Origin of the sequence: Allobrachymonas sp. (assembly GCF_041912815.1) — a bacterium.
Classification (GTDB): Bacteria; Pseudomonadota; Gammaproteobacteria; order Burkholderiales; family Burkholderiaceae_C; genus Brachymonas.
Genome location: NZ_JAYRLV010000005.1, coordinates 1 through 11,951, shown reverse-complemented (window position 1 = coordinate 11,951; position 11,951 = coordinate 1). Strand labels below are relative to the sequence as shown.

The window sequence follows — 11,951 nt, the reverse complement described above, 5'->3', positions numbered from 1 at the left end:
GTAGGGGTATTCCCCTGCAGTCAATGCTTTCGGGCGCGTAACGTAAAAAAGCCGCCCAGGGTGTGGGCGGCTTGGCAGGGGGCTGTCGGCATCGGGAGAGGGTGCGCCTCAGGGCGCACCCAGCGTGCCGGATGCTCAGGCGTCGTGCTTCTTGTCGGCTTCGAGCTTGAGCATGGCGGCGCCTTCTCCAAGCTGCAGCAGGCCGGCCTTGGCGTACACGCCGATCTTGCCGCGCGTGTCCACGATGTCGAGGTTGCGCATCGTGAGCTGGCCGATGCGGTCGGCAGGGCTGAACGGCGCGTTTTCCACCTTTTCCATGCTCAGGCGCTCGGGCGCATAGGTCAGGTTGGGGCTCTCGGTATTGAGGAGGGAGTAGTCGTTGCCACGGCGCAGTTCCAGCGTGACTTCCCCGGTGATGGCGCGGGCCACCCAGCGCTGGGCGGTTTCGCGCAGCATCAGGGCCTGGGGATCGAACCAGCGGCCCTGGTAGAGCAGGCGGCCAAGGCGCAGGCCGTTGATGCGGTACTGCTCGATGGTGTCCTCGTTGTGGATGCCGGTGACCAGGCGTTCGTAGGCCGTCCAGAGCAGGGCCATGCCGGGAGCTTCGTAGATGCCGCGGCTCTTGGCTTCGATGATGCGGTTCTCGATCTGGTCGCTCATGCCCAGTCCATGGCGGCCGCCGATGCGGTTGGCTTCGAGGAACAGTTCGACGGGGTCGGAGAATTCGCGGCCGTTGAGTGCCACGGGCACCCCTTCCTCGAAGCGCACGCGCACTTCCTCGGGGCGGACTTCGACCTCGGGCTTCCAGAAGGCCACGCCCATGATGGGGTTGACGATGCGGATGCCGCTGTCGAGGTGTTCCAGATCCTTGGCCTCGTGGGTGGCACCGAGCATGTTGCTGTCGGTGCTGTAGGCCTTCTCGGTGCTCATCTTGTAGTCGAAGCCGTTCTGGATCAGGAACTCGCTCATTTCCTTGCGGCCGCCGAGCTCGTCGATGAACTGCTGGTCGAGCCAGGGCTTGTAGATCTTGAGCTGCGGGTTGGTGAGCAGGCCATAGCGGTAGAAGCGCTCGATGTCGTTGCCCTTGAAGGTGGAGCCATCTCCCCAGATGTTGACGTTGTCTTCCTTCATGGCCGCCACCAGCATGGTGCCGGTCACGGCACGGCCAAGCGGGGTGGTGTTGAAGTAGTGGATGCCACCGGAGCTGATGTGGAAGGCGCCGCACTGGATGGCTGCAATGCCCTCGTGGGCGAGCTGGGCGCGGCAGTCGATCAGGCGGGCCTGCTCGGCGCCGTATTGCTCGGCCTTGCGCGGGATGGCGTCATAGTCGGATTCGTCGGGCTGTCCGAGGTTGGCGGTGTAGGCGTAGGGGATGGCGCCCTTCTGGCGCATCCACAGCAGGGCGGCAGAGGTGTCGAGGCCGCCCGAGAAGGCGATGCCGACCTTCTGGCCGGCGGGAATGGATTGCAGGATGGTGTTGGACATGGCGTGATCCGTCTGGAGAGGAAAGGGGCCGAGGCAGGATGCCGGACGCGCTTCGATCAGGCGTAGCGGCAGACGTAGTGGTAGGGCTCGGTGACCCGGATGTCGAAGCTGCTGTGGGCCGGAATGCTGAACGATTCACCGGCGCGGCTCGTCTTCCACTCGTCGGTGCCTGCCAGGCGGTATTCGCAGGAGCCTGCCACGCATTCCATGACTTCGGAGGCGCCGGTGTTGAAGGTCAGCGAGGCGGGCAGGATCACGCCTGCGCTCTGCTGGGAGCCGTCGGGCAGCGTGAAGCTGTGGGAAATGCACTTGCCGTCGAAATACACATTGGCCTGCGGTTGGAGGGTGACGTTGGCGATGGGGCTCATGAGACAGTAAAAAAGAAGACATGCCGCCCGAGAGGCGGCAGGACGGAGAGGCAATACACGCACGGCCGGGCCGCGCGCCCTTGAACATTCGATTCTACGAGCTTGCAGCCCGTATCGCATTGCACGCGCCGTGTCACAGCAGCGGCGAGAGCAGGCGGGCCACGGCCACGGGAAGCTGTCGGAACCAGGGCTCGGCAGCCTCCTCGCCGCTGATCGGGCGGCAGCGTGCCAGATCGCGCGTGAACATCCGGGCCAGCTGCCCGTTGAGCGATTCGCTGTAGAGCGCCAGGGCGATCTCGAAGTTCAGCAGCAGGCTGCGATTGTCGAAATTGGCCGATCCGACCATGGCATACCCCCGATCCACCACGAGCGTCTTGGCGTGCAGCATCCGGCCCTGGTATTCGAAGATGTGCACGCCTGCCTCCAGCAGCGAAGGGTAGTACGAGCGGGCGGCCGCAGTGACGAGGTGCGAGTCGCTGTGGCGCGGCACCATGATGCGGACCTCGACCCCCCGCCGGGCAGCGTTGATGAGCGCGAACCAGGCTGGTTCGGTCGGCACAAAGTAGGGGGTGGTCAGCAGGATGCGGTGCTGCGCGATGCTGATGGCATGCACCATGCTGTGGTGAATGGCCTGGCCCTCGCTGTCGGGGCCTGAGGTTGCCACATGCACGGCGTGGGGCCCCGGGGCGTGCAGGGGCACGATGTGGGGCGCGAATTCATGCCGGCCGGTGGCATAGATCCAGTCCTGCAGAAACGTGTACTGCAGCCAGCGCACGGCGGCACCTTCCAGCCGCACATGGGTATCCCGGTAGGCCGAATCGGGAAAGAGGCGGTCGTCCTCTTCGTCCGTGACATTGATGCCGCCGGTGAAGCCGACGCGCCCATCACAGATCACGAGCTTGCGGTGGGTGCGCAGATTGACCAGAGGCAGCAAACCATAGAGGCGAGTCGGGTGGAATACCCCTAACTCGACTCCGGCATCGGCCAGCATGCGCCGCAGGGCCCGGCCCTGGCGCAGCAGCAGATTGGCTGAGCCGACGCCATCGACCAGCAGCCGCACGTTCACTCCCTGCCGGGCTTTGTGGCACAGCGCCGAGGCCAGCTTCAGTCCCGCATGATCGGGCTCGAAGATGTAGTACTCCAGGTGGATGTGGCTTTCGGACCGGGACACCGCCTCCACGATGGCGTCGAGCGTGGCCGCGCCCCCGTCCAGCAGATCGACACGTTCGCAGCTCGACAGCGGAATGCCGCAGCAGTGCTCGATCAGGGCACTGTGCTGCATGGCCCAGGCAGGGGGGCTGGCGTCGCGCGCGTACAGCGCTTCCAGGTCGTTGCTGGCCGCCAGCAGGGCCTGGCTCTTCATGCGGCGCAGCTTCTGGCGCTTGACCCGCTGCGGGCCGACGAAGTGGTAGAGCACGAGTCCCACCGGGGGAATCAGGCACAGCGCCATGATCCAGGCCAGCGTGGCCGCCGGAGAGCGCCGCTGCCAGACAATGCGTCCGGCCAGATAGATGCCCGTGGCCAGCCACACCCATCCCAGCAGGCTGTGCCAGTGCAGGGCCAGCAGGGTGCTCAGAAATTCGCGCATGGCCCGACTTCCTTCACGGGGGAGGAGGGAGACATCGCGCAAGCCGCAGGCCAGGCCCTGTCCTTCTCCGGTATCCGATGCGGCAGGCCGGAGAGCATGTCAGGCCCGATCCCGAAGGGACGCATGGGCGCCCTGGAACAGCTCGGGGGTGAACCCCACCGTGAGCGTGCCCTGCCAGTCCACCACGGGGCGCTTGATGAGGGTCGGGTGGCGAAGCATCAGGGCGGCAGCCGATGCAGCATCGTGCACGGCGTCTCGTTCGCTGGGCTCCAGGGCGCGCCAGGTGGTTCCGCGGCGGTTGAGCAGGGCTTCCCAGCCCAGCGCCGCACACCAGTGGAGCAGGGTATCCAAGGAGACTCCCTGCTTTCGGAGATCATGGAAGAGGCAGGGCACATTCTGCTGCGAGAGCCACGCACGCGCCTTGCGTACCGTGTCGCAGTTCGCAATGCCATACAGGGTGATGGGAGGCTGATCGGGATTCATAGGCCTTCATTATCCGTGCCTCACGTGCATCGTGACATGTCCCCAGGCATGCAGGGCAGAGGGTGTCGGACTCCTCTGTCGCCCGCCGTGGGCCAAGTCTGGGACAATAGCGCGCCATGCAGACCTATTCCACCCTCGCGCAGTGGCTGGACCATTGCGAAAAACTCCATCCCAAGACCATCGACATGGGCCTCGACCGCCTTCGGGCCGTGGCGGCCCGCATGCACGGCGGTGCCGGCGTGCGCTTTGACTGCCCGGTATTTACCGTGGCTGGCACCAACGGCAAGGGTTCCACCTGCGCCATGCTCGAATGCATTCTGCGGCAGTCCGGGTACCACACCGGGCTCTTCACCTCCCCGCACCTCGTGCAGTTCACTGAGCGCTGCCGCATCGACAACCAGGACATCGATGAAGCCGTCCTGTGCCGGCACTTCGCCGCAGTGGAGGAAGCGCGGGGCGACATCACGCTCACGTATTTCGAATTCACCACGCTGGCCATCCTGGATGCCCTGGCGTCGGCCCATCTGGATGCCGTGGTGCTGGAAGTCGGGCTGGGCGGGCGGCTCGATGCCGTCAACCTCATCGACACGGATTGCGCCGTGCTCACCAGCATCGACATCGACCATGTCGAATTCCTGGGTCCCACCCGCGAAGCCATCGGGTTCGAAAAGGCCGGCATCATGCGCCCCGGACGTCCCGCCATCGTCAGCGATCCCGTGCCTCCTGCATCGGTCATCGCACACGCGCAGGAAATCGGGGCCGATCTGTGGCTGGTCGGGCGAGACTTCAATACCGCAGGCGACAAGCAGCAGTGGAACTGGGCCGGGCGTGGGCGCCGCTACAGCGGTCTGGCCTATCCGGCCCTGCGGGGAGCCAATCAGCTGGTGAATGCCGCCGGAGTGCTGGCTGCACTCACGGCGCTGCGCGATCGTCTGCCCGTGACCGCCCAGGCTATCCGCCTGGGTCTTGCATTCGTGGAGCTGCCGGGGCGCTTCCAGATGATCCCCGGTCAGCCGACCCTCATTCTCGACGTGGCCCACAACCCCCATGCCGTGGCGGCCCTGGTGGCCAACCTCGACACCATGCCCTATGCGCCCGTCACCCACGCCGTGTTCGGCGCCATGGCCGACAAGGATGTGCAGAACATCCTCCACCGCATGTATCCGATCGTGGACAAGTGGTATTTCACCGACCTTCCCACCCCCCGCGCGGCCACTGCACAGGCCCTCATGGACATGTGGGAGACGGAGCAGAAGCAGGGGAGCGAATCGCGTGTTCTGCCCGCCGAGGCACACATGTTTACCGGTGCCCGGGAGGCCCTCCATGCAGCGCTTGCGGCAGCAGGGGAGACTGATAGAATCGTGGTTTTCGGGTCGTTCGTCACCGTGGGCGAAGTGCTCCAGGAGCCGCTTCCGAGGCTCAATGCACCGCATCTCTCCAGCCCCGCAGGGGCCTGAGCGTGACCATCCTTCTGGCCTGATCGGTCCCCTGCTCATGCACAGGGGAGCCGTTCAGATCAGGAAGATATCGGCCCGCAGCATCTGTGAGACGCATGGCTTTTTTCAAGAACCGATCTTCTGCGGCATCCGAATCCGCCTCTTCCGGCAAGGCGGAAGAGGTCTCCCGGGTGGAAGTGCCCGTGCAGTCTGCGGATGACCTGCGTCGCCGGGCACGCCATCGCCTGATCGGTTCCGCCATTCTGGTGGTTGCTGCCGTCATCGTGCTGCCGCTCGTGCTCGACTCTTCCCCACGAACCGTCAGTCCCGGCATTCCCATTTCGCTCGGTGGCAAGACGGACACCCCGGCAGCGCCCGTACCCGCCGCCAGTGGCATGGTCGAGACGAGCCGCAGTCTCGCCGCCAACGAACAGGTGGTAGAGGCAAGTCCTGCCGCTTCGGCAGCATCGTCTGCCTCCGAACCCGATGCCGCTTCCGAACCCGCCGCTTCGGCTGCAGCCCTCCCGCCCGTGGCCGCAGCCTCCAGAGCTCCGCATGCGGCAGCCCCGCATCATGGCCTGGCTGCCCTGCCTGCAGCAGGGCTCCATGCGCCGCCCACCCGGCAGGCGCAGGCTCCCGTGGTCCGAGCCGATGACGAAGTCACTGCCTCCAGACTTCAGGCCGATGCGGAGCGCAAGGCGCGGCTCGAACGGCAGGCACGTGAACAGGCCCAGCAGCGCCGCCAGCTGCTGGAACGCCAGAAGCAGGAAAAAGCCGCCAAGGCAGCCAAGGCCCGTGCCGATGCCGAGCGCAGGACCCGCCAGCAGCAGCTCCAGGCCCAGAAGGCCAGGGCCGCATCCGAGGCCGCCCAGGCCCATGCATCCGAGAAGGCCGCCTACAGCAAGTTTCCAGAGAAAGGCCGATTCGTGGTCCAGGTAGGCGCCTATGTCGAGCCCGGCCGCATCGCCAGCGTGCGCAACCGGCTCAGTGCCGCCGGTCTGTCCAACTACACCCAGGTCGTCAAGGTCAATGGCAAGGATGTGACCCGCGTGCGCATGGGCCCCTTCGGCTCGCGGCAGCAGATGGAGCATGTGGCTGCCAAGGTCCGCGCCCTGGGGCTGCCGGTATCCATGTACAGCTACTGAGCGTCTGGCCCCGCGCCCCGTGTGGCTCGGCATTTCCTGGCTGTCTTTTCCCTTCCGTTCCTCGTTTCCTTCGTTCTCAGGTTCTTTCCTCTATGTCTGGCGCATACGCATTCTGGCAACATCTGGGCACATGGGATGCCATCTGCCTGGTGGTGGTCGTATGCTCCGCCATGCTCGGTTTGTGGCGTGGACTGGTGCACGAAGTCATGTCCCTGGCGGGATGGGTGCTGGCGTTTCTGGCCGCGAACTGGAGCGCCGAAATGGTGCGCATGTGGCTTCCCGAAGTCTGGCTCAGCCACTGGAGCCCGGAAGCCGGCTGGCTGCTCGCCTTTGCGCTTGTGTTCATGCTCGTCATGCTCGGCATGGCCTTCCTGTCGAGCTTCCTGGGGTCTCTGTTGAAAAGCGTGGGAATGGGCGCAATTGACAAGGTCCTGGGTGGGGGCTTTGGGCTGATTCGTGGAGTGGTCCTGTTGTGGATCGTGACAATTGCGGTGCTGCTCACTCCCCTCCATACCAGCATGTGGTGGCAGCGGTCCCTGGCCTCTGTGTGGCTCACCGGTTCCCTCCATCAGGTGGCACCTTGGCTGCCTGTGTCCTTCGAGGGATGGGTGCCACCGGCAGTGGGCGGCAGTCGGCCACGGCCCTACGAGCGGGGTGCCTGACGGCGTGGCATGGCCTGCGGCGGGACAACAAGGAAGACATGATTTTTTCGATCTGATGTGGAAGGGTATCCGGCCAGCGCGCACGACGCGTGAAGCTCCGGGACATCCGTTCGGCGCATGGTGCGGCGCACGGGTATTCCACATCATCAACCAGCGACCGATCCGGTTGTGAAGGAAATGTGATATGTGCGGAATCGTGGGCATGGTGCACCCGTCGGCGGTAAACCAGTTGATTTATGACGCGCTGCTGCTCCTGCAGCACCGGGGGCAGGATGCCGCCGGCATTGCGACCCAGATGGATCGCAAGTTCTTCATGTACAAGGCCAAGGGCATGGTGCGTGACGTGTTCCGCACGCGCAACATGCGGGCCCTGCCGGGGAACTGTGGACTGGGCCAGGTTCGTTATCCCACGGCCGGCAATGCCTTCAGCGAGGAAGAGGCGCAGCCCTTCTACGTCAATGCCCCCTTCGGCATCGTGATGGCCCACAACGGCAACCTCACCAATGCCCATGCGCTGCGCACCGAGCTCTTCACGCTCGATCACCGCCATACCAACACCGAGAGCGATTCCGAGGTGCTGCTCAACGTGTTCGCGCACGAGATCCAGATGGCCAGCGGCAGCCGCCCGCTCACCAACGCCATCGTCTTCCAGGCCATCCGTGCCGTGCATCGTCGCCTCAAGGGCTCCTACGCCGTGATCGCCATGATCGCCGGCTTCGGTCTTGTCGCCTTCCGCGACCCCTATGGCATCCGCCCGCTGTGCCTGGGCAAGTCCTCCGACGGCACGGCCATGGCTGCCAGCGAGTCGGTGGCCCTTGAGGGTCTGGGCGTGCCCTTCTACCGCTATGTCGAGCCGGGCGAGGCCGCCATCATCAATCTCCAGGGCGACATCGAGATGCAGCAGTGTGCCGAACATGCCGTGCTCAATCCCTGTCTGTTCGAGTTCGTCTACCTGGCACGGCCCGATTCCGAGCTCGATGGCGTGTCTGTCTACCGCGCACGTCTCAAGATGGGCGAGGCCCTGGCCAAGCGGGTCATCTCCATGGTGCCTCCTTCCGAGATCGATGCCGTCATTCCCATTCCCGAATCCAGCCGTCCCAGCGCCATGCAGCTTGCGCACGTGCTCGGCATTCCCTACCGCGAGGGCTTCGTCAAGAACCGCTATGTCGGCCGCACCTTCATCATGCCCGGGCAGTCCGTGCGCAAGAAGTCCGTGCGCCAGAAGCTCAACGTCGTCGGCAGCGAGTTCAAGGACCGCAACGTGCTGCTCGTGGACGACTCCATCGTGCGTGGCACCACGTCGCGTGAAATCGTCCAGATGGCCCGCGATGCAGGTGCCCGCAAGGTCTACCTGGCCAGTGCTGCGCCGCCGGTGCGCTACCCCAATGTGTACGGCATCGACATGCCCACCCAGCAGGAGCTGGTCGCCTACAACCGCACGGTCGAGGAAGTGCGCGAAATCATCGGCTGCGATGCCCTGATCTATCAGGACCTGGGCGCGCTCAAGACTGCCATTCACGCCCTGAACCCGGCCATCCGCAACATGGATGCTTCCTGCTTCGACGGCGTGTATGTCACGGGCGACATCAGCGACACCGACATCACCCGCATGCAGGACGAGCGTCCCAAATCGTCCGAGGACAGCGAAAACACCTCCCGCCTCGCCCTCCCGAATGCCGAGGCACAGGTGTGATACCTTCGATCCGATCATGACTTCCTCCACAAGCGCAGCCGACGCGTCCGGCATCCACGCCCTTTCGGACGAACCCACTTCCCCCTCCAACCCACACGGCTGGCACACCGAGACCCTGGCGGTACGGCAGGCCGTCCCGCGCAGCCAGTACGGCGAACACAGCGAGGCGCTCTACCTCACCAGCAGCTTCGTGCAGCCCGATGCCGAAACGGCGGCGCACAACTTCGCCCATCCGGGCGATGGCTACACCTATACCCGGACCGGCAATCCGACCGTGACCAGCTTCGAGCAGCGCCTCGCCGCGCTTGAAGGGGCCGAGGCAGCCATCGCCACGTCGAGCGGCATGGCCGCCGTGCTGTTGCTGGCCCTTGGCCTGCTCAAGGCCGGTGACCATGTCATCTGTTCCCAGTCCATGTTCGGTTCCACCATCAAGCTCATGGGTGCCGAAATGGGACGCTTCGGGGTGGAAACCACCTTCGTTCCCCAGACCGACGTGGAGGCATGGCGTGCTGCCGTGCGCCCCCACACCCGGCTGCTGTTTGCCGAAACCCCCACCAATCCGCTCACCGATCTGTGCGACATCCGTGCCCTTGCCGATGTGGCCCACGCGGCAGGTGCGCTGCTGGCCGTGGACAACTGCTTTGCAACTCCTGTGCTGCAGCAGCCGCTTTCCCTGGGCGCCGACGTGGTGGTGCACTCCGGCACCAAGTCACTCGACGGACAGGGGCGGGTCATGGCAGGCGCCCTGTGTGCCAGCCATGCGCTCATCGATACCCATTTCGCGCCGCTCATCCGTTCGGCCGGCATGGTGCTGTCCCCGTTCAATGCCTGGGTCGTCCTCAAGGGGCTGGAAACCCTTTCGCTGCGCGTGCGCGCCGAATGCGCCAGTGCCCTGGAGCTGGCACGCTGGCTCGAACAGCAGCCACAGGTCGAGCATGTCTTCTATCCTGGTCTGCCGTCCCACGCGCAACATGCGCTCGCCATGCAGCAGCAGAACGGCCTCGGCGGCAGCGTGCTGTCCTTCACCGTCAAGTCGTCTTCCCCCGAAGAAGGGCGACGCAACGCCTTTCATGTCATCGACCAGACCCAGCTGTGCAGCATCACCGCCAATCTGGGCGATACCAAGACCACCATCACCCATCCGGCCAGCACCTCGCACGGCCGGCTGACCGAAGAGCAGCGCCAGTCTGCCGGCGTCGTGCAGGGACTCATCCGCGTGGCGGTGGGGCTCGAACATGTCGACGACCTCAAGGCCGACCTTGCCCGGGGCCTCTCCACACTGGCACTGGCCTGAATTTCTGGACTTCCCATGAACCAAAGAGTACGTACCCGTTTCGCTCCCTCGCCCACCGGCTTCATCCATCTGGGCAACATCCGTTCCGCCCTCTATCCCTGGGCCTTTGCACGTTCCCAGCATGGCGACTTTGTCCTGCGCATCGAGGACACCGATCTGGAACGGTCCACCCAGGCTTCCGTCGACGTCATTCTCGAAAGCATGCAGTGGCTGGGCCTCACGCCGGACGAAGGTCCCTTCTACCAGACCCAGCGTCTGGACCGCTACAAGGAAGTCCTGGCACAGTTGCAGGAAGCCGGCTACGTCTATCCCTGCTACATGCGCATGGAAGAGCTCGATGCCCTGCGCGAGCGCCAGATGGCAGCCAAGCAAAAGCCGCGCTACGACGGCACCTGGCGCCCTGAACCCGGCAAGGTCCTGCCTCCCGTTCCAGAGGGCGTTCAACCCGTGCTCCGCTTCCGCAATCCGCTCACCGGCACCGTGTCGTGGGACGACAAGGTCAAGGGCCACGTGGAAATCCACAACGAAGAGCTCGACGACCTCGTCATCGCACGTCCCGATGGCACCCCCACCTACAACTTCTGCGTGGTGGTCGACGACATGGACATGCACATCACCCACGTCATCCGTGGCGATGACCATGTCAACAACACCCCGCGCCAGATCAACATCTTCCGTGCCCTCGGCAAGGAACCCCCGGTGTATGCCCACCTTCCCACCGTGCTCAACGAGCAGGGCGAGAAGATGAGCAAGCGCCACGGCGCCAAGGCCGTCACACAGTACCGTGACGAAGGCTATCTGCCCGATGCCATGATCAACTACCTGGCCCGCCTGGGCTGGAGCCATGGGGACGACGAAATCTTCAGCCGCGAACAGTTCCTCGAATGGTTTGACCTCGACCACCTCGGTCGCAGCGCTGCGCAGTTCGACGAAGCTAAGCTGCGCTGGGTCAATGCGCAGCACCTCAAGGCCACCTCCGACGAGGACCTTGCACGGCTCGTGCGACCCTTTCTCCTGGCACGCGGCATCGTGGAAGCCGACCTCGACGATGGGCGCCTGCCCGCCATGTGTGGCCTCTTCAAGGACCGCTGCGACACCCTGGTGATCCTGGCCGACTGGATCGCACGCTATCACCAGCCGGCAGCTCCCCAGCCCGAGGATGTGGCACAGTACCTCACTCCAGCCATCCAGCCCGCGCTCGCAGCCCTGCACGATGCCCTGGCCGCCTGCGAGTGGACCCGCGAATCGATCTCTGCTGCCATCAAGCAGGTGCTCAAGGCACAGGGCCTCAAAATGCCCCAGCTTGCCATGCCGGTGCGGGTCCTGGTGATGGGGACTCCCCACACGCCATCGCTGGATGCAGTGCTGTCTCTGCAACATCGCGAAAAAATTTTGGAGCAATTGCAAAAACGCTGAAAACCTCCCTATAATTCAAGTCTTCGCAGGGCACGAAGCAAATGACGAAAGTCAAAAGCAGAAAGCCAGGTGAAGACAATTTGGGGGTATAGCTCAGCTGGGAGAGCGCTTGCATGGCATGCAAGAGGTCAGCGGTTCGATCCCGCTTACCTCCACCAAATTCTAGGTTTGACCCTATCGTCTAGAGGCCTAGGACATCACCCTTTCACGGTGAGTACCGGGGTTCGAATCCCCGTAGGGTCGCCAAACTGCCTTCCATTCGTGGTCGGCATCGGCAGCAGGGCGCAAGCCCCGCATGCTACCAGGAGTGGTAGTTCAGTTGGTTAGAATACCGGCCTGTCACGCCGGGGGTCGCGGGTTCGAGTCCCGTCCACTCCGCCA

10 protein-coding genes and 3 tRNA genes are annotated in these 11,951 nt (G+C 64.5%); 9 read left to right on the top strand and 4 right to left on the bottom strand.

Annotation, left to right across the window (positions count from 1 at the left end):
• Nucleotides 1-135: 135 nt before the first annotated feature.
• The 4 genes from argG to ACE3P9_RS05650 all read right to left on the bottom strand — a co-directional run bounded on the left by argG (nt 136) and on the right by ACE3P9_RS05650 (nt 3,924).
• On the bottom strand, nt 136-1,485 hold the full coding sequence (argG, locus tag ACE3P9_RS05665; protein ID WP_374492346.1) for an argininosuccinate synthase: 1,350 nt from the start codon (nt 1,483-1,485) through the stop codon (nt 136-138).
• A 56-nt stretch (nt 1,486-1,541) separates the two neighbouring features.
• Nucleotides 1,542-1,853: a pyrimidine/purine nucleoside phosphorylase gene (locus tag ACE3P9_RS05660; RefSeq protein WP_374492344.1), complete on the bottom strand. Its 312-nt coding sequence runs from the start codon at nt 1,851-1,853 to the stop codon at nt 1,542-1,544.
• 133 nt (nt 1,854-1,986) lie between these two features.
• Complete coding sequence (gene cls, locus ACE3P9_RS05655) at nt 1,987-3,441, bottom strand: cardiolipin synthase (RefSeq protein WP_374492342.1); 1,455 nt, start codon at nt 3,439-3,441, stop codon at nt 1,987-1,989.
• A gap of 99 nt (nt 3,442-3,540) precedes the next feature.
• Entirely contained in the window at nt 3,541-3,924 is a 384-nt protein-coding gene (locus ACE3P9_RS05650) for an ArsC family reductase (protein ID WP_374492340.1), read from the bottom strand.
• A gap of 116 nt (nt 3,925-4,040) precedes the next feature.
• Here ACE3P9_RS05650 and folC point away from each other — a divergent pair, with 116 nt between their 5' ends.
• The 9 genes from folC (at nt 4,041) to ACE3P9_RS05605 (ending at nt 11,951) form a co-directional block, all read left to right on the top strand.
• Nucleotides 4,041-5,381, top strand: a complete 1,341-nt coding sequence (folC, locus tag ACE3P9_RS05645) for a bifunctional tetrahydrofolate synthase/dihydrofolate synthase (RefSeq protein ID WP_374492338.1) — start codon at nt 4,041-4,043, stop codon at nt 5,379-5,381.
• 95 nt (nt 5,382-5,476) lie between these two features.
• On the top strand, nt 5,477-6,505 hold the full coding sequence (locus tag ACE3P9_RS05640; RefSeq protein ID WP_374492335.1) for an SPOR domain-containing protein: 1,029 nt from the start codon (nt 5,477-5,479) through the stop codon (nt 6,503-6,505).
• 92 nt (nt 6,506-6,597) lie between these two features.
• Nucleotides 6,598-7,167 (top strand): CvpA family protein, encoded by a 570-nt coding sequence (locus ACE3P9_RS05635; RefSeq protein ID WP_374492333.1) that lies wholly within the window; start codon nt 6,598-6,600, stop codon nt 7,165-7,167.
• Nucleotides 7,168-7,351: 184 nt separating this feature from the next.
• Entirely contained in the window at nt 7,352-8,860 is a 1,509-nt protein-coding gene (gene purF, locus ACE3P9_RS05630) for an amidophosphoribosyltransferase (protein ID WP_374492331.1), read from the top strand.
• Nucleotides 8,861-8,876: 16 nt separating this feature from the next.
• On the top strand, nt 8,877-10,154 hold the full coding sequence (locus ACE3P9_RS05625) for an O-succinylhomoserine sulfhydrylase (RefSeq protein WP_374492329.1): 1,278 nt from the start codon (nt 8,877-8,879) through the stop codon (nt 10,152-10,154).
• Nucleotides 10,155-10,169: 15 nt separating this feature from the next.
• Entirely contained in the window at nt 10,170-11,570 is a 1,401-nt protein-coding gene (gltX, locus tag ACE3P9_RS05620; RefSeq protein ID WP_374492327.1) for a glutamate--tRNA ligase, read from the top strand.
• Nucleotides 11,571-11,652: 82 nt separating this feature from the next.
• Nucleotides 11,653-11,728, top strand: a tRNA-Ala gene (locus ACE3P9_RS05615).
• Between the two features lie 12 nt (nt 11,729-11,740).
• Nucleotides 11,741-11,816 (top strand) — tRNA-Glu (locus ACE3P9_RS05610).
• 58 nt (nt 11,817-11,874) lie between these two features.
• Nucleotides 11,875-11,951 (top strand) — tRNA-Asp (locus ACE3P9_RS05605).